The organism is Salinimonas iocasae (genome assembly GCF_006228385.1).
In the GTDB taxonomy this organism is placed as follows: domain Bacteria; phylum Pseudomonadota; class Gammaproteobacteria; order Enterobacterales; family Alteromonadaceae; genus Alteromonas; species Alteromonas iocasae.
Genome location: NZ_CP039852.1, coordinates 866,388 through 890,794, shown reverse-complemented (window position 1 = coordinate 890,794; position 24,407 = coordinate 866,388). Strand labels below are relative to the sequence as shown.

Here is a 24,407-nt window from a genome sequence, read left to right as displayed (position 1 = left end):
CAGCGTAAAACTGATAATATCGAGATATAACATCGAAAAAACCTTAGCAATGAATCAGCTTAATTATCGCCACCTCTATTATTTTTACATGACCGCAAAACTGGGCAGTATTGCCAGTGCAGCCAAGGCGATGCATGTTACCCCGCAGACAGTCAGCGGGCTCCTTACCACCTTTGAATCACAGTGCAATCAGCAGTTATTTGATCGCTCTGGCAAGCGGTTACAGCTGAATACGCTGGGGAAACAGGTTTATCAACATGCTCAGGAAATTTTTAAAAAAGGAAACCAGCTGACTGAAATGCTCAGCGCAGGCACTGAACACGCTATCAGTCACTATACTGTTGGCCTGACCGATGCTATACCCAAGGTGCTTGCTTATGATTTCATGCACCAGACGATGTTATCTAACCCTAAAGTACGCTTCGTGTTTAAAGAAGGTTTATTTGATGACCTGCTTAGCGAAATGGCCGTCAACCGGATAGATATTGTACTGGCAGACCGCGGCGTGGCGCCCGGTGCTGCGGTCAGCGCCGTCAGTCAGTCCCTGGGCACTAGTGCGGTCAGCTTTTTCGCCAGTCCCGGTATTGCCAGTAAGCTGAAAGCCACTTTTCCGGAATCTTTGAATCAAACACCCATGCTAATGCCAGGCGTGCGCTCTGGCATCGCTTACGGCCTGAGCGCATGGCTTGAGGATCGTCAGTTATTTCCACTGCAAATTGCGGAATTTGATGACAGTGCACTGCTCAAACTCTTCGGCGCAGAGGGTTTCGGTGTGTTTTGTGCGCCATCCTGTATTGCCCGGCATGTCGAACAGCAATATCAAGTGAAGTGGATTGGCCAGGCCGATACATTGCAGGAGCAGTTTTTTGCACTAACCCGACACAATCAACGCGACAATGTTATCGCCCGACAGGTCATAGAGCAGGCGACATCATTATTAGCTAAAGAGCATTTCTAGTTGCTTTGCTTCGTCAAAAGGGAAGTCATAACAGAATTAAAATGACGCATCCACTCGGCGCTGAATTGGCCCTTCGCCTGCCGGTTCATTTCTATGACCGCCTGCTTTTTCGGTACGCGGGACGATTTATTGTGGGCCCGGGAGTGGGTCATTGCGTCATAAGTATCCAGAATTGCCAGCAACTTTGCGCCATCGCAGATATCGGCATCCTTAAGACCTAAAGGATAGCCGCTACCATCGGGACGCTCGTGATGCTGCATGACAATTTTACGGGCGTGGTCCCACTGGTCCAGATGCTCCAGCAAACGTGAGCTTTTATACACATGCGAGCGCATCAGATTAAACTCATTATCACTTAGCGGCTCGGTTTTGTTCAACAGGTGTAATGGCATAAACGCCATTCCAAAATCGTGAACATAACAGGCGACAGCCAACTGATCATCATCAATAGGGCTGCCCGCCTGATGATTAATATAAAGCGCCAGCTTGGCGATACGGTCGCCCCTCCCCGCCCAGTAGTTTGAACGATGCTCAATAGTCTGCATCAACTCCCGGAAAAACAGCATATCCATCTGACGCTCTGCGCTCATCGCTTTTGGAATACCGGTATTGGAGAGTGTTGCAGGCAATGCCTGTCCTTCCGGCAAAAAACCTGCGCCTTGCGGCCCGTCGCTGCCTGACAGCGCGTCCAAAGCAGGGTTTAGCAATAAAACCGCCTCGTGTAACAGGCGCTCGTGATCAGCCTGATTATCCGGCTTAATACGTGAAACAGCTAAAACCAGTTTCTGATGTAAATCGTCATCGTACTGACTTTTACCCTGATTCATCACCTCCTGAACGAACACCTTGACGCGATCCATAGTCAGCAGTACCAGGTCACTCATTGTACTGGTGTACTGCACCTGCCCTTTTCTGAGAAAATCCAGCAGATCTTCAACATGTTGCAGTAACGGAATCATCGGCGTGAAATTTACCAGACCAAGATCACCTTTAATGGTATGTATGGAGCGAAATAGTGCACGCTGCAACTCATTGTCCTGAGGACGCAGCTCAAGCTCGATCAGTGTTTGCTCGCTGGCTTCGTACAACTCATTTATTTCCTCCATCAAATCGGTGAGGATATCGTCTTCAAGGTCTTCGGGAACAAAAGTTTGCATTAAATCAGTACCACATGCATGAGAAAGCGTGAATTCGTGTAATAGGCTATCGGTTTGAACCGCGAAGTGCTTTAGTTCTTTAGATTAAATTTAAGATAGCATACTGATCGGACATCTATCTGACGGCGAATAATTTATACTGCGCCGCAAATGCTTTTATAGGATCCTAAGTGCTCGCAATTTTAAGAATTTTTCTGCTGTTTCTTGCTTTCGTTCTCATCAATATCGTGGTCTTCGCTGTTTGCATACTCAGACCGTTTAATCGCAATAATGTCCATTTCGCAGGCAGTGCATATGCGATGATGGCACCGATAGTCGGTCTTAAGCTGAAAATGCGTATCGACGAGTCACACCGCATTGATACACCCTACGTATATATCGCAAACCATCAAAACAGCTTTGATATTATCACTATCTGCAAAGCAGCGATGCCTGGCGTCGTCACTGTAGGCAAGAAGAGCCTGAAATGGATCCCTATTTTTGGTCAGATTTACTGGTTGTCCGGCAATATTATGATTGACCGTAAAAATACCGGTAAAGCGCGAGATACGCTGATGCTTGCCGGTAAGAAGATCAGAGAACGCCGCACATCGGTCTGGGTGTTCCCTGAGGGCACCCGTAGTTACGGTCGCGGGTTGCTGCCATTTAAATCAGGCGCGTTCAGACTGGCGCAGGCTGTTAATGAGCCTGTGGTTATGGTGACGGCAAGCGAACTCCATAAGAAGGTAAAATGGAATCGTTGGGATAACGGCACGGTATTGATAGATATTTCCGGTCCCGTCCCTGTAGATCAGAGTAAAAGTATAAAAGAATGGTCCGACTACTTTCGCACCTGTATGCAAAAAAGAAAGCAGGAACTGGATACTGAAGTCGCTGAGCTGGAAAAAAAGCGGTAAACTCGCCACAAATATGTAGCTGAGACCTTGGACTATGAAACAAATTGATGAATTAGCTGAATGGCACGCTTTTAATCAGGAAACAATGGATGCCCTGTTAGAAGACGGTAGCCAGGCCGACGCCGATTATTCTATTGAGCACCACTTTGCCGGGCAGGATTTTGATCAGCTTGAAAAAGCAGCAGTAGATGCGTTTAAAGCAGGCTTCGAGGTTTCTGATGCTGAAGAAGTTTACCTTGACGATGGCAGTACCGCCTTTTGCTTTGATGCAATTGCCGAAAGGAAACTCAGTCGCGAATTTTTGGATAAAGATGTAGAAGCCCTGCTCCATATCGCAGATAAACACGATGTGGTATACGACGGCTGGGGCACCTACTTTATGCCCCGGGGTGAAGAATCAGACGAGATGTCTGATGATGGGTTCGACGAATAATCTTCATAAAACAGGCTGCCGACGCAGCCTGTTTCTTTTAAAGCGTTACCCTCTTTGTAATAAAGGCGTAAGTTGAGCATTCATAACCCGATTAATGGTCTGACGAAAAATACGCTGTTATCGCGGTTCCTGCCTGAGAAGCTCCATCACTCCCACCAGAACGGGCCAACCTTTCTCGCCATACCGAATATCTTTACTCTGTAAAATACCACAATACGTTTTTGCTACAAAACGTGCTTAATATTCTTTAGCGAGGTTCACCTTCGCTTCAGCTTTTGTTCATTTTAATTGTTTCATCCTGTACCCCTGACTTTGCATAGGAAGAGTGAGACGATGAAAAATTTATTGTTTTCGCTGGCAATAATGATGGGAGTGAGCGCTGCTGCTCTGGCTGAGTCATCTCATCAAGAGCCAGTAATGGTGACGGTCAGCCAATCACAACATTTGCCAGCCGACGCAAAAAAGCACAAACCGGGACCGGCCCGTTCAACATCCGCTTTCGCACCTCAAAAGGTAGACCAGCATAATACTGTATCAAATCAGGATTTCTGGATTTACGACTGCTGGCTGACATTGTTAACAGATGAAGATTACGATGGGTATTTTGCATCGTTTTCGCTCTCGTTTGATGCGGACACCTTTTATCAGGCCCACGAATTATATGCGGTTATCTATCTCGGCGACGCCGTTGAGTATAAGTCAGTTTATGTAACCTCGGTTTTTACTGTTTATGGTGAAGACAGCGATGATTATGTGACATTGGATATTGAGCTTGTGAGTGGCTACGCGCCTTATGACTATGATATTCGTATAGAGCTGTTTGATGCACACAATGATTATCGCGTTGCGGTTTACGATGCCTTTAACGACGCCGACTTATCGCTGGTGAGCCTGGAAAGTCGTTCCAATGACCAGCCATACCATGACTCGCATCACTCCTCATCTCGTCACGGCGGAAGTATCGGCCTGGCCGGTATTCTGATGTTCATATTTGCAATAGCCAGAAGATGTACCAAACTTAGGCTTTAGTATAAGTACGCGGATATATTTGGTTAATTTAACAAATATAGTGCAGAATAAATGTATGGATGCCAAGAGTTTGCGTAACAACTAAATGGATAACGCTGCATTATCATCTGGCCGTCGAAAATTCCTGAAGGGTGCGCTGGCCTCCACCCTCACCGCCGGTGTTGCACCCTTTGCAATTGGCCGTGAAAAGCCACTTGTCAGAGTAATGGGCACCCACGTTACTTTACAGGAAGCATTGCGCCAACGTGCTATGGAAGATTTGGGCATCCGGCTGGAATTTGAGCCCGGTGGCTCTGCGGCAGTCTTACAAAAAGCCTCAATGAACCCGCAAAGCTTTGATTTGTACGAGCAGTGGTCCAACAGCATCAATGTATTATGGCAGGCAAAAGCCATAGCACCTATTGAGGTAAACCGGCTGACATATTGGGACGAAATCAACGCGCTGACCAAAACCGGTCGCCTGCAACCTCAGGCTCGCCTTGGCGCCGGCGACGCACCCTATAAAATTCTCAACGTTCAGCAAAATGGCACACTTGGAAGCCAGCCTACAGGGCAAATCAGCTTTTTACCCTATGTTCACAACGTCGATTCCTTTGGCTACAACCGTCGCCTGATTGATGAAGGGCTGATGAGCGAGCAGGAAAGCTGGGGGTGGCTGCTCGATTCTCGCGTCTCAGGTAAAGTGGCAATTGTTAATGACCCCACGATTGGTCTGTTTGATCTTGCACTGGCTGCAGAGGCAAAAGGCTTAATGCGGTTCGGCGATATCGGAGCAATTACAAAGCCGGAAATGGATGAGCTGTTTGGCATTCTTATAGAATTAAAGCAACTGGGACATTTTGCCGGATTCTGGACATCAGTACCTGAATCCGTTCAGTTTATGCAAAACGGACGCAGTGTTGTAGAGAGCATGTTTTCACCGGCTGTTTCCGCACTGAACGGAAATAATATACCAGTTACCTTCGCTGCGCCTAAAGAGGGCTACCGTGGTTGGCACGGGGTTATGTGCTTATCATCTGCCACTGCGGGTCGCCAGAAAGATGCCGCTTATGAATATATGAACTGGTGGCTGTCGGGCTGGCCGGGGGCATTTATCGCCCGCCAGGGCTACTACATCAGCAACCCCGAGCGTTCCGCCTCATATCTGAGCGATGCTGAATGGGATTACTGGTACCGCGGTAAGCCTGCGGCTACCGATCTTAAAGGTACCGACGGACGCATTAGTGTGAAACAGGGGCAGCAGCGCACCGGAGGCAGCTACACAGACAGATTCAGTAATGTTGCCGTTTGGAATACGGTTATGCCGACTTACGAGTATAGCCTGCAAAAATGGTATGAGTTCCTGACTTCATGAATAAACAACCTTCGTTTTTCTCACTTTCATCCATTCGCGCTCAGATCATTCTGGTACTGGCCGCGCTGGTTGTTTTGCTATTACTACAGGGTGTTATTGCGCGGGCGAATCAGGAGGTACTGTTTGATGGTATCAGTGCATCCGGCCAGGCGGTCACTGATATTGGTCAGGTTCGTGCGTTACAGCGTGACATCCTTGACTTACAGCGCAACGTACTTATTTTCAGAGAGACTGCCAGCGACTCGGCCGTCAGCCGTTTTGAAAGGTTAATGCAGGCTATACAACAAAAGCTGGATAACCTGGAGTCTTCACGCCTGGCCCTGTTACCGATGCAGCAAACCAGAGAAATGCTCACCAGCATGCGGCATCATCTAAAAGCATATCAGAACAACTTTAAAGATGTTGTTGATGCCCGGGCGCGGCGCGATGATACATTAAGCACCGCATCTTTGTTCGAACAGTTTGACGATGATCGGCTTATGCCCGCCTCACTTTCCGAAACGCAGGAAATTGCGATTCGTCTGGAACTTAGCCTGGCCCGAGGCGCTGCATTAGAATACCGGCTTCAGCCTGATGCTGAGCACCGTCAGGCATTCATTACCGCTATAGCACAGGCCAGAAACCTGGTTCAGCAAGCGGCCTTAGATGAGTCAGGTCCGCTTCTTAACGCTCTGGATACAACGCGCTCGCGTTTTTTAACTCTGACTCAACTGATTCAGGGTAATCTGTTTCTGGTGAATGTCGTCATGGCGGGCTCTGCAAACGAATTTTTGTATTTAAGCAATGAACTGGTTAAACAGGTAAACAACCAGTACGCAACAATTAGTTCAAACACGCAAAAGCAAGCTCTTCAAGCACAGCAGAGCCTGAACATAGCGTCATTTTTGGCTATTCTGCTTGCCATCACCGCAGCAGGCTACACGATATACCGCATACTCAGCCCGATTAAAACGCTGACTGATGTCTTCCGCCGGCTCGCCCGGGACGAGAATATTACCGAAATTCCCGGCCTTAAACGCGGGGACGAAATTGGTCAGCTTGCAAATGCAGCGCAGGTTTTTAATACCAAAAATCAGCAAACCCGGGCGCTTCTTGATGAGGCCCGGGACCTCAATAAGCGTCAGCGCGCCCTTAATGATGAGCTTGCCGCATCAAAAGAAAAAGCAGAGCGTGCCACTGCATCCAAAAGTATATTTCTGGCGAACATGAGCCATGAATTACGAACCCCCGTCAATGGTATCGTCGGCCTTGTCGAACTGGCTCAACAGCAACCTATGTCATCCGTACTTAAAGGGTATCTAGATAAAGCTGCTTATTCCAGTCAGGTACTGATGAGCGTTATCAACGATGTGCTCGACTTTTCAAAGATTGAGGCCGGTAAACTGGAACTGGAAGATGTCAGCTTCTCCATGCACTCTTTGTTTAACAACCTGCTATCTGTAGTGACACTCAGAGCACAGGAAAAGAACCTGAGCATCCGACTTATCGTTTCCCCTGACTTGCCTCGTCAGGCGATAGGAGACGCGCTTCGGATATCACAAATTTTGATGAATCTGTGTAGTAACGCCATCAAGTTTACTGAACAGGGTGAGGTCGTTATTCGTTTCGATGGCGAGATGCAATCTGAAAGTGAGTGGTTCACATTAAATATCGAAGTTAAAGATACCGGCATCGGCATGAATGAGGAGCAGCTCAAGCGCGTATTCTCTCCATTCTCGCAAGCGGATGAAGCGACTAACCGTAAATATGGCGGATCGGGGCTTGGTCTGGCTATTGTCCGGCAATTGATTGAATTAATGGGCGGCGAACTTGCTGTCAGCTCCACCCCCGGGTGCGGGTCGGTATTTAACGCGGCTATCCCTCTTAAACATGTTGATATGGAAAACCCGGGAATTCTGTCGCGCCTGCCTGCGCTTCCCACCGGCAGTATGTATTACTCCAATCAGGCGCTGCTGCCGCCCGAATATCAACAACTACTTCGTATAAAAAGCCAGTCGCGCCCCCTTGAGGCACTTTCAGAGGACATCGGCGCCCCGCCCTGCATCGTGGTAGATATCGAGGATTTCAGTACCTATAAAGCACTGCTGCCCAGACTCACTGAGTTAGCCGAACGCGGCATCAAAACCGGGCTCGTGGTCAATACATTACCCGGTAAATTGCTTGAAAAAATGATTTTCAGCTGGCCACATGGACTGTTAAGTCATCCGTTTACGCCCACCCAATTTGAATTGTTCGTCGGTGAGCTGGCCGGTGTCAGTACAGAGCAATTAACAGATGATATGCCCGTGTCACAGCAACCTGCCATTGATGGTCATATTCTTTTAGTTGAAGATAATGCTATCAATCAGGTAGTAACCGGGGAAATGCTAAGTTCACTGGGGCTGAGTTATGATATTGCCGAAGATGGCAAGCAGGCAGTGACCAAATTTGAAAACTCGCCTCAGTACGATCTCGTTCTGATGGATGTGCAGATGCCGGTAATGGACGGTTATGAGGCGACGCGCCGTTTGCGAGAAAAAGGGTTTATTAAAATTCCGATTATTGGCTTGTCTGCTAACGCCATGCAGGAAGATAAAAATCTGGCGCTGGAAGCCGGTATGAGTAGTTATATTACTAAACCGGTAAAGCGTGAACTGCTGGCCAGCGCGATTACCAGTTACCTGAGAAACCAGTAACCCGTTGAATACCACGAAACAATATCGTCGGTTATCCTGCAATGTTGCGTTTTGTTCGCAAAGCGTTTGGTCTGGCATTATTCACTCGTTACACTGCCTGCATCATTGCGTATATCCTTTTGTGGCAGGCATGACTCAACGCATAATATTTTCTTTTTTGATGTCTTTGGTACTTAGTTTTTTAATGTCAGCATGGGTAACCTACCTGAACCTTGGGTTTGTCGATACTTTCGTGCAACGCTGGATGCAAGCATGGCTCATGGCCTGGCCAGCTGCAGCGATTATATCTTTTGTGTTCGGACCAGCGGTAAATCGCACTTCGCTGCTGCTTACGCGGCTGGTCATCAGGCGTTAACAACCTTCCCTTTTCGGCGCTTTTACGCTCTTAAGGTTTTTCGCCCGTTCACAAAAAAAGCCCCGCTGGCGGAGCCAGCGGGGCTTTTTTACAGTTTATTACTTACAAAGCGTTAATAGTCTCGTATTGCTCTTTAAGTTTTGACAGCTGTTTTTCAGCTTCATCTAACTTGCTACGCTCTTTTTCGATAACCGCATCTGGTGCATTGCTAACAAACTTTTCGTTAGCCAGTTTTCCCTGAACCCGCGATAAGTCTTTTTCTGTCTTATCGATAGCTTTGCTCAGTCGAGCGAGCTCAGCGTCTTTATCGATAAGCCCGGCCATTGGAATAAGAATCTCCATATCACCAACTATTGCCGTTGCACTTGGTGGAGCCTGCTCACCTTCGGCCAGAATATCAATAGACTCCAGTCGTGCCAGTCTGTCGATAAACACGCGCGCGGTGTCGATGCGACGTCTGTCTTCATCAGAAACATTGCGCAGCTTCGCATTAAGCGGCTTGTTAGGAGAGATATCCATTTCGCCACGGATATTACGGATTCCGACAATAAAGCGTTTAACCCACTCGATATCAGCCAGAACCTGATCGTCCTGCAACGCTGTATCCTGCGTTGGGAAAGGCTGAACCATTATACTTTGCGTCTCGTCTTTAACCGCGCTCAAGGGTGCAACCTTTTGCCAAATTTCTTCTGTGATAAAAGGCATAAACGGATGCAGCAGACGTAACATACTTTCAAGCATATTAATCAGCGTATGTCGGGTTCCGCGCTTCTGAGCTGGCGTGCTTTCTTCGCTATTAAGGACCGGCTTGGTAAGTTCAAGGTACCAGTCGCAGAACTGGTTCCAGGTGAACTCGTACGCGGTTTGAGCAGCGATATCAAAACGATAGTCTGCCAGTGCCTGTTCAAATTCTTTAAGCGTTTGCTGGAACTTAGCAAGTATCCAGTGATCAGCCAGACTAAGCTGCATATCGCCGCCGTCGCGTCCGGTATCTTCAGTTTCTGTGTTCATCAACACAAAGCGTGATGCATTCCAGATTTTGTTACAAAAGTTGCGATATCCTTCGACACGTCCCATATCGAAATTGATATCCCGACTGGTCGAGGCCATCGCTGCAAATGTGAAGCGAAGTGCATCAGTACCATACGCCTGGATACCATCCGGAAATTGCTTGCGGGTGCGCTTGGCAATTTTCTCTGCCAGCTGAGGTTGCATCATTCCCGAGGTACGCTTATTGACCAGGTCTTCCAGTTCGATGCCGTCAATCAGGTCAATGGGATCAAGCACGTTCCCTTTTGATTTTGACATCTTATCACCGCTTTCGTCACGAATAAGGCCGGTAATATAAATGTCTTTGAACGGAATTTTGCCGGTGAACTTTTTCGTCATCATTATCATTCTGGCCACCCAGAAGAAGATGATGTCAAACCCTGTCACCAACACAGATGAGGGTAGAAAAGTTTCCAGTTCCGGAGTTTCCTTCGGCCAGCCCAATGTAGCAAAAGGCCATAATGCTGAGGAGAACCAGGTATCCAGGACATCCTCATCCTGTGTCAGAGAAATGCCATCGTCCAGACCGTGTTTGGCGCGCACTTCTGCTTCATCGCGGCCTACATAAATATTGCCTTCGTCATCATACCAGGCGGGAATACGGTGACCCCACCACAACTGACGGGAGATACACCAGTCCTGAATATTATGCATCCACTGGTAATAGGTTTTATTCCAGTTTTCAGGCACAAAACGAATCTCACCAGACTCTACGGCCTCGATTGCAGGTGTAGCCAGTGACTCAACAGCGACATACCATTGATCGGTTAAGAATGGCTCGATGACGGCGCCTGTGCGATCACCGCGCGGCACCTTTAATTTGTGATCATCAATTTTTACCAGTAGACCAGCACTATCAAGATCGGCCACAATTTGCTTACGTGCATCGAAGCGATCCATACCGCGATAGGCTTCAGGCGCCTCATCGTTAATTTTTGCATCCGCAGTAAGCACATTGATCATTGGCAAATTGTGACGTTTACCCATGTCATAGTCGTTGAAGTCATGCGCTGGCGTAATCTTCACACATCCAGTGCCGAACTCAGGATCAACATAATCATCTGCGATGATAGGAATGAGTCGCCCGGTAATTGGCAACTTGATTTCTTTGCCTACCAAATCGGCGTAGCGCTCATCTTCAGGGTGCACGGCTACCGCGGTATCACCCAGCATGGTTTCAGGGCGCGTTGTGGCTACGACCAGCTCACCACTACCATCGGCCAGCGGATAACGCATATGCCACATGAAACCGGCTTCTTCTTCGTTCAGCACTTCCAAATCTGAGACGGCGGTATGCAGTACAGGATCCCAGTTTACCAGTCGTTTACCCCGGTAAATCAGCCCTTCCTCATGCAGCTTTACGAATACTTCGGTAACCGCCTGAGACAGGTTATCGTCCATGGTGAAGACTTCACGGTCCCAGTCAGGTGACGTTCCCATCCGTCGCATCTGCTGCGTGATGGTGCCCCCGCTCTGTGCCTTCCAGTCCCAGATTTTCTCAACGAATTCTTCACGACCCAGATCGTGACGCGTTTTGCCCTGCGCGTTCAGCTGACGTTCCACCACCATCTGCGTAGCAATACCGGCGTGGTCTGTTCCCACCTGCCATAACGTGTTGTCACCTTTCATTCGGTGATAGCGGGTCAGCACATCCATAATGGTTTGCTGAAAACCATGCCCCATATGCAGGCTACCGGTAACGTTCGGTGGCGGAAGCAAAATACAATAAGGCTCGCCCTCTCCGGATGCTTTGAACATGCCCGAAGATTCCCACGACTGATAACATTGCTGTTCAATGGATTTGGGTTCGAAGGTTTTATCCATACTTACTCTCAAGATTGTGCAGACTGGAATTTCATTTGACAGCCAGCCTGCTGGAATTGCTTATACCGGACCCGGGCCGCCTGCTTGGCGTTTTCTTCACCGGGTACAAAATCGATAATATATTGATACTGCCCGATAGCATCAGGCATCGCATTACTTAAATTTACCAGCAGATGCCGACGGCTGACTTGCTCAGGTGCCCAGCAGATTTCTACCGGCGTACCGGCGGAAGGCCCCTCTCCGTTCATATTGTGAGGCACGAAGCGCTTGGCGGGAAGCTGCCACAGCAAATCGTCCAGAGCCTCTGCCTGTGTTTTATCCTCACAGAGCACGACAACACGTTGTTTGGCTGCATAGGCGTCAGCAATCAACGAGCAGGCCACTTCCTGACCTGCCCGTTGAGCATCTGGTAATTGATAAAAGGTGACCTGCGGCATGCCGCTTTAGTCCTCGTCGTTGATACCAGCGCGATTCATCAGAAACTGCGTTAGCATGGGAACGGGTCGACCTGTAGCACCTTTATTTTTGCCACTGCGCCATGCAGTACCGGCAATATCCATATGCGCCCAGGTATATTTTTTAGTGAATCGCGACAGGAAACAGCCTGCGGTGATAGAGCCAGCAGCACGACCGCCAAGGTTAGTCATATCGGCAAACGGGCTTTCGAGAAGCTCCTGATATTCATCCCACAGCGGCAAACGCCAGGCGCGGTCAGAGCTTTGCTCTGATGCGTTCAGCAATTCGTGCGCAAGAGGGTTGTGCTGACTCATTACCGCTGAAGCATGGTTACCTAATGCGATAATGCAGGCACCGGTTAATGTGGCGATATCAATAACCAGTTCAGGCTCAAAACGCTCCACGTAGGTAAGTGCATCGCATAGCACCAGACGTCCTTCAGCATCGGTATTGAGCACTTCAACAGTCTGCCCTGACATCGTTGTCAGAATATCGCCGGGGCGATATGCATTGGCATCCGGCATGTTTTCACACCCAGCCAGCACACCGATAACATTAATAGGCAGATTCATCTCGGCCACAGTATGCATTGTGCCCAATACACCGGCAGCGCCACCCATGTCGTATTTCATTTCATCCATCGACTCGCCGGGCTTGATGGATATACCGCCAGAATCGAAGGTCAGCCCTTTACCTACCAGGACAATTGGCGGCTGGTCTGCAGGGCCGCCACGATGGTGAATAATGCTCATCATTGACTCATTGGCTGAGCCTCGTCCGACAGCCAGATAAGCCTGCATACCAAGCTCGGCCATCTGTGCCTCATCCACCACTTCGGCTGACACAGAGTCATAATCTGTCGCCAGTTTCTGCGCCTGTTCCCATAAATAAGCAGGGTTGCAGATATTAGGGGGCATGTTTGCCACGTCGCGGGTAGTTTTGGCACCTGCGCTGATAGCCAGTCCATGCTCAACCGCTCTTTCACCAACGGTCAACTCGCGACGAGTCGGCACGTTGAAGACAATTTTGCGTAACGGACGACGCGGCTCGCCTTTTTTGGTTTTAAGGTGCAGGAAGGTATACAGAGAATCCTGAGTGGCTTCTACTGCCTGACGCACTTTCCAGTAAGTATCGCGGCCTTTAACGTGCAGCTCGGTTAAAAAGCAGACCGCTTCCATTGAACCGGTTTCGTTCAGCGTTTTAATTGTTTTGGCAATGATCTGCTTATACTGGCGCTCATCCAGTTCGCGCTCTTTACCGCAACCGACTAACAGCACACGCTCACTTAGCACGTTGGGCACATGGTGCAACAGCAACATCTGGCCAGCTTTGCCTTCAAGATCGCCACGGCGCAGCAAATTACTGATATAGCCATCACTGATTTCATCCAGTTGTTCAGCTACCGCTGTCAGGCGTCGTGGCTCAAACACCCCGACGACGATACATGCGCTACGTTGTTTTTCAGGGCTACCACTTTTTACACTAAACTCCACGATGACACCTCGCTTTTCTTCATGATGTGATTGCACAAATACAAAATCACATAACGATTTACGCCGTATTTATGTTTTAATACTTAGCCAAACTTGCATGGTTATCACCGATGGCGCAAAGTGGCTGAGGTTTCTTTGTTACCTTAATTATGGTCAAAATCCACGCAAACAGGTAACACAAATACAGGTAAAACTTGTAAAAACGGTTAGTTTACTCAAAATTGTGCGCTCTTTCACTATAAATCCAATTATTCCAGTAGGACAGACATGCTCATATTTCGCTACCTGATTAAGGAAACGCTGAAATCTCAGCTGGCGATATTCCTCATCCTAATGGCAATTTTCATCACATTGCGTTTTGTACGCGTTTTGGGTGATGCGTCTGACGGCGATATCCCTGCCGGGCTGGTGTTGGGATTCTTAGGATTGTATGCCCCTATTCTCTCTTCTCTGGTGCTGCCAATCAGTGCTTACCTGGGAATTATGCTGGCCCACGGGCGTTTTTACGTCGATAGCGAAATGACCATTATGCGTGCCTGCGGCATCAGCGAATGGTATATCGCCAGGGTAATGTTATTGTTATCACTTTTTATCATGTGCGTTACCGGTTTTATTACACTCTATCTGGCGCCGTCTGCTGCAGAAAGCGAATACTTATTGCGGGAAAAGGCCAGAAACGAGGCCGGGATTTCTGCCCTTATACCTGGGCGCTTTCAACAGACCGGCAATGAAAAAGCCGTTATCTTTGTTCATGATATTGGCCAGAATGACAGATTAGACCGCGTCTTTTTGTCGCAGAATCAGCCTGATGCTGAAACCTCAGAGGTTCGGGTTGTCTATGCTGATGAGGGCTATATTCAGAACAACGATGATGGTACACGTAGCCTGGTGCTGCAGGACGGTGTGCAATACGAGGGCGAGCAGAAAGCCCTTAATTATCGTAAAGTTGAGTTTGATCAGTATCAGATTCAGATTGCTGATGAGCCTGCTGAGGAACCCCGTCGCAAAGTCAGTGTTTTACCCACATCGGAATTGTGGGGTGATGACTCCATCGAAGCCAGAGCTGAGCTGCAATGGCGTATAGCCATACCTCTGTCTATTCCCTTTCTCACCCTGATAGCAGTACCTCTTGCGGCGGTCGACCCGCGACAGGGGCGTTTCGGCAAAATGTTTCCGGCCATATTGTTGTATCTGGGATATTTCCTACTGCTTCTGGCCAGCCGGCGGGTACTTGCCGATGGCAAGATGCCTATTCAGCTGGGGCTGTGGTGGGTGCACGGCATCATGCTTGTCATAGGCATCGGCCTGATATTCCGTGACAGAAAAACCGGTACTGAATTCCGTGCCTGGCTGTTGAGGAAGAAGTGATGTTTAAAATACTCGACTGGTATATCGCCAGAACGTTAGTTGGCACTATCTCTGTCACTTTGTCGGTGCTTATCGGCTTAAGTGCGCTGATTAAATTTGTGGAGCAACTACGTAAACTGGGCGAAGGCGAATATGACGTTATTCTTGCGGCGGTCTACGTCGTTCTCAGCCTGCCCAGAGAATTAGAACTCTTTTTCCCCATGGCAACACTTCTCGGCGGGCTTGTGGGCATGGGGGTGCTAGCCAGTAACAGTGAGCTGGTTGTTATGCAGGCATCCGGCTTAAGCCGCTGGAATATTATCAGCTCCGCCATGAAATCTGCCGTAGTGATGATTCTGGCTGTCATGGCAGTGGGCGAATGGGTAACGCCTTTCGCCGAGTCCAAAGCAAAAGAGGTGCGCACAGAGGCCATATCCGGTGGTTCGCTGTTTTCTTCAGACCAGTTAGTGTGGGCTAAAGATGGTGAACACTTTGTGAGTATCGGCCAGGTCGTCACCCGCGAGCAATTGCGTGACATTACTATCTATAACTTTGACGATGCGCTGAAGTTAAAGGATATTACCTTTGCTCACGAGGGATTTTTTGAAGGTAATGTTTGGTTTCTCAGTGACGTGTCCACAACCACATTTACTGACAAACAAGTCTCCGTGGCCCATGAGAATAAGCAACGCTGGAACTCAAGCCTGACGCCTGACAAGTTAGGTATTGTAGCGGTGAAGCCTGAAGCGTTGTCTATCCGGGGGCTGAACGACTACATTCAATATCTGGATAATAATGATCAGGACAGTAGCCGGTACCAGCTGGCCTTCTGGCGTAAAGTCCTGCAACCGGTTTCCATCAGCGTAATGCTACTTACCGCACTGTCATTCATATTCGGGCCGCTGCGCAGCGTTACGATGGGCGCGCGCGTGATAATGGGTGTGCTGACAGGCTTTGGCTTTTTCATTACTAATGAGGTGTTCGGCCCGCTTAGTCTTGTGTACAACTTCCCGCCATTTGTCGGAGCGCTATTACCCAGCTTACTTTTCGCTGCCATAGCGGCATTTTTACTGCGTAAATAGCATTACCAAAGGAGCCGCTACCAATTCTTATGGTGGTTGGCTTCTTTGGTCAGAAACAATACCTCGGTGTCAGCTACCCTGTCCTGCAGGGACTGTTTATTCTTGAAGTCAAAGAGCACCAGCAATGTGCCCAGTCCTCCTAACGAGCAAATAAGTCGCAGTATCAGCCTGCCCCAGGTCATTGGTGCATCGCTGGATGAATAAATGCGAAGTCGCCAGGCGCGCATACCCAGGGTTTGCCCCCCTTTTTTCCAAAACCAGAGAAAGAAACCGGCTATCCACGCCCCGACCCACAGTTGAATCACCAACTTGTAGCCAAAAGAAGCCTGGATCAGGTCTGCTGGTTCAGCGTATCCCCTCAGGTCGAGGATGCCATTTTTCAGCAAGATGACCAGTGTTACGATTAACACAATGGCCGCGCACATCCCTACTGCTGTTGCGACCAGCGTGTCATATACCATTGCCAGCAACCGGCGAAAGAAGGTCGCCCGTGGCATTATCTGCGGTTCGCTATCGTTAACCTGTTGTTTCTTTTGCTTATGTTTTTTCACAGCGCGTTCCATTTAGTGGCGCTCATAGAATGACACAACTTAAAGCAGTCTGAAACAAACTTAGCGCAGTCATCAATAAATACCGTTTTCATCATAACGTAAGCAATTTGTTATGCTTTTTCGTTTTTTGCCTGCAATTTACTGGCAAAGAGTTTGAAATAGCCAACTAGAGGCAGCGGGTAAGTTTTAATAGCAGTTTATACACGGTAGGCAGCAATAATTCGGCGCCAGTTGCACATCAATTAATCGAAAGGTGTGCTACACACCAAAAAAAGCTTGAGTGTCATTCGCACATCGCTATAATGCAAAGCACATCGACCCACGTCGACAATGCCAGTGTGATGGAATTGGTAGACATGACGGATTCAAAAATGAATGCGCCTAGTCAACCTCAACGGCAAAGTCATTGAAAGGTAAGCACCTTTTGACTCAAACAAGCTAAAATACGCTTGCAAAGATTTGCAAAGTTTTTAAACTACGCAAATAGTAAAGTTAGATGCCAGTGTGATGGAATTGGTAGACATGACGGATTCAAAATCCGTTGCCTTCGGGCGTGGCGGTTCAAGTCCGCCCACTGGTACCATCTCTTTTCTTACCAATGAAAGAGATAACAATAAGCCGACGTAAGTCGGTTTTTTTATGTCTGGAATTCTGAAACTGCCACCCCCTGTCGTAGCGTCCGAGCGTCACTCCAATAAAGTACGCCCACTGGAGCCATTCTCCCTTAGAGAAGAATATCAAAACAGATGAAAGCCGTTTTTTGTCTTAGCTCGTTTTTCTAAGCCAATCTAAGTGGAAGAAATATACGTTCAAATTCTCTATAGTTATGTTTTACTTCGCTGTTTGATTGGTTCAGCATACAACAGCTCCGCCTCTACCTTGGTCAAGCTACCTGCTCGTTGATGTGATTGGCAGCTTCCTCAGCACTCTCAGCTCGATAGACATTTATATTCTCAGCATGAGCAATTTCTTCAATTAGCGTAAAATTATCTCGTATTTTTTTGACAGACTTACTAGTTAATGTTGGATCTTTAAGGGATGGACTTCCAATGATAACTTCATATGAATTGGGTTTTACTCCTAGCGATGACTTTTTAAAAGTTTCCAGATCTAACAGCTTAGCTTTTACATTATTTAGAGACGCTGACAACCTTGATGGAACTAACAGTCCGAAATTTGCGGTATATTCACCATAAATAAAACCAAAACTCGTTAGTAAGTTAGTTTCACCTAACTGCACCTTTTTTCCGAAAGAAGATAAAAGCTGTGGGTTTATATCAACCATTGCGGTTGAAATGCTCCTCGCCCAATGCTCTGTGTATTTTTTAGGCTGCTCATCATCATCAGAACGCTCCGCATCAAGCGATAGCGTACTCAAACTTGCGCTAAATCTGATAGCTTGTCGTAGAATGTCATCAATATTGGAGCCTCGTGCTGTTGTCTCTGCGCCAATTTCCACCCCAGTAATGGGAGATTCCCATTCCTCTAAACTACCTTTTAATCGTAACTGGTTATTTAAAGATTCAATTACCCATGTGATCATTGAGCTTATATTTTCAGCTTGTTTTCCATATAGACAGTCCAACAATTCATTTCTGACTGATTGAATCACCTTATAAGACTTTCCTGAAACACCAATAACCGCTATTGATATTTTTTCTCCGGAGCCAACAATCGGCTCTAAGTAAACAGGCCTCCAACAGCCAGTGGTTTCTGGCAACGCGGGAAATAATGAATCTAGACTGTTCATAGCGATAACTCCTGTTGCTGAAATCCCCACCGATCGTTGACCAGTTCTTTTAAACTACTTAACCGTTCCTCTAAAAATTGAATAACGCTAACAACTTCATCATCAGAAAGGTATAAACCACCAAGTGTTTTCTCTGAGACTAGAGAAAATGGTAGTCCCTCATATGTAGGTGTTATATTAGTTTGGCTAATTCTATTTGATTTGTACTTTTCAAATTCGCTTAACGAACTTGCTAACTGCTCAAGTATCTGGTTTCTAGATGCTGGAGCGTCTGAATTTAGTTTTCTATCGATCGCATTTTCATGATCGATAAAGTAGTACTCGTCTTTTCCATCGAATAAAATGTTACCGATATTTCTGTCCCAGTTCCCGATCCACTCATCAAAAACCGATATGTCTAGTGCTTTAGAAAAATTGATTAAGCTATTTATAGCTTCTTGGCTATTGCTGTTGAAATATCTTCTGAAACTGGGGTATTCAGCATCTTGTGATGCAAAACCTATTGTAAATGAGCTTTTGGGTACTTCGTCTGGCAAGCTTTCATGGGGAACTTTAACCAGTATAGGCTTAGGAATTGGTAACCCCAGTTCTCGCCCAATAACAGCACAAACACATTCAACATATACCTTGCGAAACTCGACTAATTTCACAAAACCAACGACCGCCTCTTTGTGGGTTTGTATATGAGCTTTCCACGTAGGGTTCACATTGTCGTCATTAAACTTAATCGCGCCTGGCAACATAATACCTATTTCAATTTGCTCCATGCCTCAATCTCCTAAACTCTAGGTATCGCTATCTTTATGCCAACTTACAATACTACATAATTGGGTTTGATACCTAACCATTGCGCTAGTTGTATTATAGTCAGGATAATCAAACAAGGATGTCTGACGATGCCAAGAAAAAATACTTCTTTTGCTGACCTTTTGCTCCAAGCACCATGGTGGCTTTCCGTTGTCACGGCAGCAATCACTTATTTTGTGATGGGCCGCTTACTACCCTCTATCGAAACCGAAAACCAAATTATTAATATGGTGTTTAAGGCTCTTGCTGTTCCTGCACCGTTTTTCGCACTTTTCATAGTACTCATCGCGCCTTTTTCGTTTTTCAATTCACGACGCAAGGCCAAGCAACTTGATACTCAAAAGAGTATTGATACCATTCGACAACTGCACTGGCGCAATTTTGAAGAGCTAGTCGCTGAAGCATATCGCAGACAAGGCTATCGAGTGGCAGAAGGCGGGTTCGGTGCGGACGGTGGCATCGACTTAGAATTGAGAAAAAACGATGAATGGGTGCTTGTACAATGTAAACAGTGGAAAGCCCAAAAAGTAGGCGTGAACGTGATACGTGAGATGTTTGGTGTACTCGCGGCAAGTAATGCAGATAAGGTAATTGTCATTAGTTCAGGTAGGTATACCCAGCAGGCAATCGACTTCGCATCTGACAAGCCAATGCTACTCGTTGACGGCAACGGACTACTTTCCCTTATCCATGATGTGCAAACGGCCCCCAAAGTAGAAGCGACAAAGCAGACCATCTGTCCAAGGTGTGGTAGTGAGCTTGTTGAACGACAAGCGAAACGTGGTATCAATGCAGGGAATACTTTCTCAGGTTGTTCCAGTTTTCCAAAGTGCCGTTATAGCGAGTAGCCGATGGACACAGTGCCCATCGGCTACTATGAGCGATAACGATAAAGCCTAACTAACGCCTTACAGGTCTTTGATAACTCCATTTAAATTCTTTTTTGGGATCGTAATCACTTCGGCTTCGTTTATTGAATTCTGCTTCAGCCGCCTGCTTTGTTTTAAACTTTCTGATTTCCTGTTTGGGATATCCGTGCGTGTATCTTGATGCTTCCTTGTAACTGCTATAAATGCCCGGACAGGCACCGACAAAAACTACATACCAAGGGCCTTTGTTTAAAACGTTCATATAAGTCTCCAATTGATAGGCGCCTCATTGCGCCTATCAACCGGTTTACAGTTTTGATTTATCTAACCCTACTCTTCACTAACTGATACCTGAAAGGCAGATAGCTCACGCCAGTAATGCAAAAAGTTGCCTTCCCATATCCGGTAGAGATCGTACCCAGTCTCGATTGGGAAGATGCCATGTAGGTTTTGAAACACTCCACTCTGAAAGTCGAAGTCCAACTCTTTAACGAGCTCAGCGAAAGGCCCAATACCGATATAGGCAAAGTCTGTGATGTAGATGATATCGAATGCATCGCCTCTTCTTTCCAGTCGGATTTCGACTGGATGAAAGCCGCCGGTTTCGGCTGAGTAACTTGGGTCGCGGAAGTTGAGCGTGACTGCTGAATTAGAGACTGACATATCGCCTAGCTCTTCAGTCAGAGCCGCAGTGAAGCGCTGGGATACTGGCAGCGCCAAGTTCTTATAGTTAATATCCATAAATACACCGTAGAAATTTTGAAATAAAACGCCCTGACAGCGTGGATTACTAATTTAAGTAAACACTGCTAAAAGGGCGGACTGATAAAGTTGTGTTTTAGCTTTTGGGTTTGGCAGGTTGCTTCTCGTTGGCGGGCTTTTTAGTGCTTTTGGCCGGAGCGAGCAAATACGTATCAAGCTCACCTTTTTCAACTGCCTCAATCACTGTAGCGATTGTCTCAGGGATCTTACTGGCTTCACCGACATCGATTGCTGGCTTCCCGGTATCAAACTCTATCGGTTTGTTGTTGACTTTAACTTCTAAGTAAAAGTGACCATCACTGTCGTAGTACCAAGGCCGGACGGTGATTTGACGACGTTCCTTTTTGCGCTCGCCGGTCTCTGGGTCTTTGATCATTTTCTCGCGATAGGCTTCGAAAGGCCGTCTTTCAATCATGCATGTTGCCATCTCCTGCTGCTGTTCCAGCTTCTCGATGAGCTTCATGCGTTTACCGATAACGGGCGGCTTGGACTCAAGTTTTGGACGAGCGGTGACCTTGAGCGAACTCAATACTGATGTAGTCATGTTGTTTACCTCGTTAGGTTAGTTCGGGCGAATAAAGCCCATTTGTGGTTTGGTTTGCTTGCGCTGGTTTTCTTCTGCCAACAAGGTGATGGCAGATAGTCTGTGATTTTGTTTGGTTCTAAATTGTTTGCGTCTTGTCAGAATGGCAAAGTCGCCGGGTGTTAGTTGAGTTAGCTCAGCCAAGGCCTGTTGCTCAGCTTTCTTAACCGTTTTGATACCGAGCGATTGCTTGTACAACTGAAGCACTTGAGCGAACGTTAGATAAGTACATTGCAGTTTGAAGTCGAAGCGCCGGAGCACGGCGTGATCCAGTCGGCTTTCAAGGTTGGTCGCTGCGAAAAGCGGTTGTGAGCACGATTCAATCTGAGTAAGCAACTCGTTCACCAATTGCAGCTCATGATGAGCGTTCAACGACTCACGGCTAGTGAGTAAACTATCTACCTCGTCTAAAAGGATCATCTTTTCGTCGGTGTGCGCTGCTTCAAATATGGCGGCAATGTTTTGCTCACTCTCGCCCACCCACTTGCTAAGCACATCCGATGCTTTTACGTGAATAAGCTCACGGTGATGTTGTTCTGCCAGATGATGAACAAACGCAGTTTTGCCAGTACCAGGTGGCCCTGATAGCAACACACGTACTGAAGAATCATTGTCTAACGCGTGCTGGATGTCATCGAGGTAGCTTCTGGACTGCTTGATGTTAAATAGTGGAAAGTCGAACTTCAGGGCGTGTTGATACTGAAGTTTACTTTCCCACTGTCCGGCTGCACGCAGTGTTGCCTCAACGGTTTCGTATATAACGTTCTCCGCTTCGGTATACGCTGTATGCAGGGTTTTAGCTACATGTGCAGCATTTGCTATTATGGCAGGCGAAATATTGTTCACGCGCGTTACCGTTCGTTTAAAGTCCGATGACAACGACAAGCCTTTGAAGTGTGGCTTGCAAATGGCCGCGATATCTTCAGGCGTTGGTCGTGGTACTTCAGTGATAAGCTTGAAGCGCCGAATAAAGCTGGGCTCCAGATAATCGATGTGATTGGTTATCCAGATACATGGAATATCATTATCTTCTACCAATCGCTGAAGGTGCTCTTTGCTGTACTGGTAGCAGGCATGTTCAAAAATCGTCTCGCATTCATCAATCAGTAGCAGAGACTTTGAGCTGCTTGATAGCAAGTTACTGATCATAGATAGGTAGCGTAACCGCTCCTTATCTGGATACTTAGTCTCGAAATCATCGGTACTTTTCGTCTCATTCAGTGCCGTCGACCGAACCTCGTAAAGTACATGTCCAAGCTCTTTGGCCAATGTACGGGCAAGCTCCGTTTTGCCGGTACCGGATTCACCGTAAAGCAATACATTGATGCCTTTGAGCCCTTGTTTTACGGCTGATTTGAAATAGTCCCTTATGCGAAACCCATCAACTTGTGGAAACGCGTTTAAGCTGAATTGCGCAGTTTGGCTTTTATGCAGTAACGGTGCGATGAGCTGCTGTTTGTTCTCAACTTTCTGCGTGAGCAGGCTATGTAACAGGTAGTCCGGTAGTTCATCACCAAACAGTACATTCAGATTAGGCTTTCGTAATATGCCAGCTCTGGTAAGTTGTTTGAGCGTGCGCTCGTAATCATCAGAGGTAAGCTTACATATATCCTGTAGTAACGTACTCACCTGTGCGTAATGTAACTGCCCGACCAACAAGTCTGAGAATTGGAGAAAAGCAGGGTTGGCATGCGCGACGACAACATATTCAATAAGAAGAGCAGCGTTCTTCGCTAATGCCAGCTCTTTCTCAATAAACTGGCAATTGGTAACGCAAAGCTGTGTGGTCGCTGGGCGCTTGTCAGTAATAGAAAAGAAGTTAACCGCACTGCGTTTTGAGTTTACTTTTAGCTGCTCACCACTTAATTGACGTTGTCCGGTTATAGCGCAAAGCGTGGTAGCATCCAGCAGATCGCTGTCGGGCTTATCTATATACTCAAGTAACCTTTTTGCCCATGCGCACGCGAGATAATTGAGCTTATACCGTTCTCGAAACCTATTCATGCTTGTCACCATTGCTATCGTATGCAAGGTTGGCCGCAGCAGCCTTCATCACTTTTTCATGGCGCTTGTCATACACAACGGTAGTTGACACATCAGCATGGCCTGCCATCTGACGAGCCGTGTTTAAATCAACATTTTGTTCAAGAAGGCGGGTAATAAAGGTCCGGCGCAAGTCATGCGGGGATACACCTTCTACACCAATAGAGGCCAATGTCTTTCGTACCAGTGAATAGATGAAACTCGCTGAGAGTGGGCTTTCAAGCTGAACGTGACCGCCTCTGGCGATACGCACAAATAATGGGCCTCGCCCAGTACCTCTGATTGTGAGCCATTGACTGACAGACCGTTTCACCCAGTCAGGCAAATATACGATCCGGCTTTTGTTGCCTTTACCCTGGCGAATGAATAATGTCTTGTTCTCTGGTGAGTAATCAGCATACGAAAGTGCAACCAGTTCGCTACGCCGTAGACCTGTGCCGAGTAACACCGAGAAAATGGTACTGTCACGAATGCCAATAAGTGAGTCATTTCTACTCAATGTATCGAAGAGCTTTTCAACCTGTATAACCGACAATGGCGTGCCACGGTGACTACCATGTTTAACCTTTGATATTGTCTGCAGTTGTAGCGCTTGCATTTCAGGTGCTTTGCCAGACATTACCGCGATTTTTACGATATTGCGTATCGCGGCCATGGCTCTGTTGATTGAACGTGCAGACCAGCCTTTCTTAAGCAATAACGCTTGAATGTGGCTGGCCTGCTGGTAATCGATACCAGCAAACAAGTCTGCCCTACCCTGTTCAGGCCAATTCAGAAGTTCTGCAATGCTATTCAGTTGTGACGCAATGGAGCGCTGACTATTGGGCGCAAGTCGCCCTAAGTACAGCGTGTAAGGACATGCTGTATCCATGTGTTTGTTCCGATTATGACGTTTAAATGAATGAAGTGATTGAATTGCTTGAATAAGCTGTA

At 47.2% G+C, this 24,407-nt stretch carries 22 protein-coding genes and 1 tRNA gene; 11 read left to right on the top strand and 12 right to left on the bottom strand.

Features of this window, described 5'->3' with window-relative positions:
• The first annotated feature begins 49 nt into the window (after positions 1–49).
• Positions 50–958: a LysR family transcriptional regulator gene (locus FBQ74_RS03880; RefSeq protein ID WP_139755412.1), complete on the top strand. Its 909-nt coding sequence runs from the start codon at positions 50–52 to the stop codon at positions 956–958.
• Here FBQ74_RS03880 and FBQ74_RS03875 read toward each other — a convergent pair.
• Positions 955–2,115 carry an HD domain-containing phosphohydrolase gene (locus FBQ74_RS03875; RefSeq protein WP_139755411.1) on the bottom strand — a complete coding sequence of 387 codons (1,161 nt, stop codon included), beginning with the start codon at positions 2,113–2,115 and terminating at the stop codon, positions 955–957. The genes FBQ74_RS03880 and FBQ74_RS03875 overlap by 4 nt on opposite strands.
• Before the next feature lie 170 nt (positions 2,116–2,285).
• On the opposite strand from FBQ74_RS03875, the gene FBQ74_RS03870 reads away from it, so the two are divergent.
• From FBQ74_RS03870 to FBQ74_RS03845, 6 genes are all read left to right on the top strand, one after another.
• Positions 2,286–3,011 (top strand): 1-acylglycerol-3-phosphate O-acyltransferase, encoded by a 726-nt coding sequence (locus FBQ74_RS03870; RefSeq protein ID WP_139755410.1) that lies wholly within the window; start codon positions 2,286–2,288, stop codon positions 3,009–3,011.
• A gap of 34 nt (positions 3,012–3,045) precedes the next feature.
• Positions 3,046–3,444 (top strand): ribonuclease E inhibitor RraB, encoded by a 399-nt coding sequence (gene rraB / locus FBQ74_RS03865; protein WP_139755409.1) that lies wholly within the window; start codon positions 3,046–3,048, stop codon positions 3,442–3,444.
• Positions 3,445–3,777: 333 nt separating this feature from the next.
• Positions 3,778–4,473: a choice-of-anchor H family protein gene (locus FBQ74_RS03860; protein WP_139755408.1), complete on the top strand. Its 696-nt coding sequence runs from the start codon at positions 3,778–3,780 to the stop codon at positions 4,471–4,473.
• 85 nt (positions 4,474–4,558) lie between these two features.
• Positions 4,559–5,827 (top strand): ABC transporter substrate-binding protein, encoded by a 1,269-nt coding sequence (locus FBQ74_RS03855; protein WP_139755407.1) that lies wholly within the window; start codon positions 4,559–4,561, stop codon positions 5,825–5,827.
• The gene (locus FBQ74_RS03850) at positions 5,824–8,502 is read left to right on the top strand and encodes a hybrid sensor histidine kinase/response regulator (protein WP_139755406.1); all 2,679 of its coding nucleotides are present in this window, start codon (positions 5,824–5,826) and stop codon (positions 8,500–8,502) included. The genes FBQ74_RS03855 and FBQ74_RS03850 overlap by 4 nt, the downstream gene beginning before the upstream one ends.
• Before the next feature lie 130 nt (positions 8,503–8,632).
• A complete protein-coding gene (locus FBQ74_RS03845; RefSeq protein WP_139755405.1) occupies positions 8,633–8,857 on the top strand; it encodes a DUF2798 domain-containing protein in 225 nt (74 codons plus the stop codon).
• Positions 8,858–8,959: 102 nt separating this feature from the next.
• Here the strand turns inward: FBQ74_RS03845 and FBQ74_RS03840 are convergent, their stop codons facing one another.
• From FBQ74_RS03840 to pepA, 3 genes are read right to left on the bottom strand one after another with little or no spacing between them, the layout of a single operon-like run.
• Positions 8,960–11,731 carry a valine--tRNA ligase gene (locus FBQ74_RS03840; RefSeq protein WP_139755404.1) on the bottom strand — a complete coding sequence of 924 codons (2,772 nt, stop codon included), beginning with the start codon at positions 11,729–11,731 and terminating at the stop codon, positions 8,960–8,962.
• 8 nt (positions 11,732–11,739) lie between these two features.
• The gene (locus FBQ74_RS03835) at positions 11,740–12,168 is read right to left on the bottom strand and encodes a DNA polymerase III subunit chi (protein WP_139755403.1); all 429 of its coding nucleotides are present in this window, start codon (positions 12,166–12,168) and stop codon (positions 11,740–11,742) included.
• Positions 12,169–12,174: 6 nt separating this feature from the next.
• Positions 12,175–13,680 carry a leucyl aminopeptidase gene (gene pepA, locus FBQ74_RS03830; protein ID WP_139755402.1) on the bottom strand — a complete coding sequence of 502 codons (1,506 nt, stop codon included), beginning with the start codon at positions 13,678–13,680 and terminating at the stop codon, positions 12,175–12,177.
• A gap of 267 nt (positions 13,681–13,947) precedes the next feature.
• On the opposite strand from pepA, the gene lptF reads away from it, so the two are divergent.
• Entirely contained in the window at positions 13,948–15,048 is a 1,101-nt protein-coding gene (gene lptF / locus FBQ74_RS03825; RefSeq protein ID WP_139755401.1) for an LPS export ABC transporter permease LptF, read from the top strand.
• Positions 15,048–16,109, top strand: a complete 1,062-nt coding sequence (lptG, locus tag FBQ74_RS03820) for an LPS export ABC transporter permease LptG (RefSeq protein ID WP_139755400.1) — start codon at positions 15,048–15,050, stop codon at positions 16,107–16,109. The genes lptF and lptG overlap by 1 nt, the downstream gene beginning before the upstream one ends.
• Positions 16,110–16,126: 17 nt before the next feature.
• On the opposite strand, the gene FBQ74_RS03815 is transcribed toward lptG, so the two are convergent.
• Positions 16,127–16,606: an RDD family protein gene (locus FBQ74_RS03815; RefSeq protein ID WP_168190710.1), complete on the bottom strand. Its 480-nt coding sequence runs from the start codon at positions 16,604–16,606 to the stop codon at positions 16,127–16,129.
• A gap of 552 nt (positions 16,607–17,158) precedes the next feature.
• Here FBQ74_RS03815 and FBQ74_RS03810 point away from each other — a divergent pair.
• Positions 17,159–17,243 (top strand) — tRNA-Leu (locus FBQ74_RS03810).
• 300 nt (positions 17,244–17,543) lie between these two features.
• On the opposite strand, the gene FBQ74_RS03805 is transcribed toward FBQ74_RS03810, so the two are convergent.
• Together FBQ74_RS03805 and FBQ74_RS03800 are read right to left on the bottom strand one after the other, a co-directional pair.
• On the bottom strand, positions 17,544–18,410 hold the full coding sequence (locus tag FBQ74_RS03805) for a hypothetical protein (RefSeq protein ID WP_139755398.1): 867 nt from the start codon (positions 18,408–18,410) through the stop codon (positions 17,544–17,546).
• Positions 18,407–19,177 (bottom strand): HipA family kinase, encoded by a 771-nt coding sequence (locus FBQ74_RS03800; protein ID WP_139755397.1) that lies wholly within the window; start codon positions 19,175–19,177, stop codon positions 18,407–18,409. The genes FBQ74_RS03805 and FBQ74_RS03800 overlap by 4 nt, the downstream gene beginning before the upstream one ends.
• 129 nt (positions 19,178–19,306) lie before the next feature.
• Between FBQ74_RS03800 and FBQ74_RS03795 the strand changes: the two genes are divergently transcribed.
• Positions 19,307–20,065 carry a DUF2034 domain-containing protein gene (locus tag FBQ74_RS03795; protein WP_139755396.1) on the top strand — a complete coding sequence of 253 codons (759 nt, stop codon included), beginning with the start codon at positions 19,307–19,309 and terminating at the stop codon, positions 20,063–20,065.
• Positions 20,066–20,117: 52 nt separating this feature from the next.
• Here the strand turns inward: FBQ74_RS03795 and FBQ74_RS03790 are convergent, their stop codons facing one another.
• From FBQ74_RS03790 to FBQ74_RS03770, 5 genes are all read right to left on the bottom strand, one after another.
• Positions 20,118–20,348 carry an RNase H1/viroplasmin domain-containing protein gene (locus FBQ74_RS03790; RefSeq protein WP_139755395.1) on the bottom strand — a complete coding sequence of 77 codons (231 nt, stop codon included), beginning with the start codon at positions 20,346–20,348 and terminating at the stop codon, positions 20,118–20,120.
• 68 nt (positions 20,349–20,416) lie between these two features.
• Complete coding sequence (locus FBQ74_RS03785) at positions 20,417–20,827, bottom strand: DUF2787 family protein (protein ID WP_139755394.1); 411 nt, start codon at positions 20,825–20,827, stop codon at positions 20,417–20,419.
• A gap of 97 nt (positions 20,828–20,924) precedes the next feature.
• Positions 20,925–21,392, bottom strand: coding sequence for a DUF6641 family protein (locus FBQ74_RS03780; RefSeq protein WP_139755393.1), 468 nt, complete (start codon positions 21,390–21,392; stop codon positions 20,925–20,927).
• A gap of 18 nt (positions 21,393–21,410) precedes the next feature.
• On the bottom strand, positions 21,411–23,435 hold the full coding sequence (locus FBQ74_RS03775) for an AAA family ATPase (RefSeq protein ID WP_139755392.1): 2,025 nt from the start codon (positions 23,433–23,435) through the stop codon (positions 21,411–21,413).
• Complete coding sequence (locus FBQ74_RS03770) at positions 23,428–24,345, bottom strand: tyrosine-type recombinase/integrase (RefSeq protein WP_139755391.1); 918 nt, start codon at positions 24,343–24,345, stop codon at positions 23,428–23,430. The genes FBQ74_RS03775 and FBQ74_RS03770 overlap by 8 nt, the downstream gene beginning before the upstream one ends.
• Positions 24,346–24,407 lie beyond the last annotated feature (62 nt).

Excerpts from the sequence above, each read along its gene's own strand:
- FBQ74_RS03880 (WP_139755412.1), top strand. The coding sequence starts at position 50 with ATGAATCAGCTTAATTATCGCCACCTCTATTATTTTTACATGACCGCA.
- FBQ74_RS03875 (WP_139755411.1), bottom strand. The coding sequence starts at position 2,115 with ATGCAAACTTTTGTTCCCGAAGACCTTGAAGACGATATCCTCACCGAT.
- rraB (WP_139755409.1), top strand. The coding sequence starts at position 3,046 with ATGAAACAAATTGATGAATTAGCTGAATGGCACGCTTTTAATCAGGAA.
- FBQ74_RS03860 (WP_139755408.1), top strand. The coding sequence starts at position 3,778 with ATGAAAAATTTATTGTTTTCGCTGGCAATAATGATGGGAGTGAGCGCT.
- FBQ74_RS03855 (WP_139755407.1), top strand. The coding sequence starts at position 4,559 with ATGGATAACGCTGCATTATCATCTGGCCGTCGAAAATTCCTGAAGGGT.
- FBQ74_RS03850 (WP_139755406.1), top strand. The coding sequence starts at position 5,824 with ATGAATAAACAACCTTCGTTTTTCTCACTTTCATCCATTCGCGCTCAG.
- FBQ74_RS03845 (WP_139755405.1), top strand. The coding sequence starts at position 8,633 with ATGACTCAACGCATAATATTTTCTTTTTTGATGTCTTTGGTACTTAGT.
- FBQ74_RS03840 (WP_139755404.1), bottom strand. The coding sequence starts at position 11,731 with ATGGATAAAACCTTCGAACCCAAATCCATTGAACAGCAATGTTATCAG.
- FBQ74_RS03835 (WP_139755403.1), bottom strand. The coding sequence starts at position 12,168 with ATGCCGCAGGTCACCTTTTATCAATTACCAGATGCTCAACGGGCAGGT.
- lptF (WP_139755401.1), top strand. The coding sequence starts at position 13,948 with ATGCTCATATTTCGCTACCTGATTAAGGAAACGCTGAAATCTCAGCTG.
- lptG (WP_139755400.1), top strand. The coding sequence starts at position 15,048 with ATGTTTAAAATACTCGACTGGTATATCGCCAGAACGTTAGTTGGCACT.
- FBQ74_RS03815 (WP_168190710.1), bottom strand. The coding sequence starts at position 16,606 with ATGCCACGGGCGACCTTCTTTCGCCGGTTGCTGGCAATGGTATATGAC.
- FBQ74_RS03805 (WP_139755398.1), bottom strand. The coding sequence starts at position 18,410 with ATGAACAGTCTAGATTCATTATTTCCCGCGTTGCCAGAAACCACTGGC.
- FBQ74_RS03800 (WP_139755397.1), bottom strand. The coding sequence starts at position 19,177 with ATGGAGCAAATTGAAATAGGTATTATGTTGCCAGGCGCGATTAAGTTT.
- FBQ74_RS03795 (WP_139755396.1), top strand. The coding sequence starts at position 19,307 with ATGCCAAGAAAAAATACTTCTTTTGCTGACCTTTTGCTCCAAGCACCA.
- FBQ74_RS03790 (WP_139755395.1), bottom strand. The coding sequence starts at position 20,348 with ATGAACGTTTTAAACAAAGGCCCTTGGTATGTAGTTTTTGTCGGTGCC.
- FBQ74_RS03785 (WP_139755394.1), bottom strand. The coding sequence starts at position 20,827 with ATGGATATTAACTATAAGAACTTGGCGCTGCCAGTATCCCAGCGCTTC.
- FBQ74_RS03780 (WP_139755393.1), bottom strand. The coding sequence starts at position 21,392 with ATGACTACATCAGTATTGAGTTCGCTCAAGGTCACCGCTCGTCCAAAA.
- FBQ74_RS03775 (WP_139755392.1), bottom strand. The coding sequence starts at position 23,435 with ATGAATAGGTTTCGAGAACGGTATAAGCTCAATTATCTCGCGTGCGCA.
- FBQ74_RS03770 (WP_139755391.1), bottom strand. The coding sequence starts at position 24,345 with ATGGATACAGCATGTCCTTACACGCTGTACTTAGGGCGACTTGCGCCC.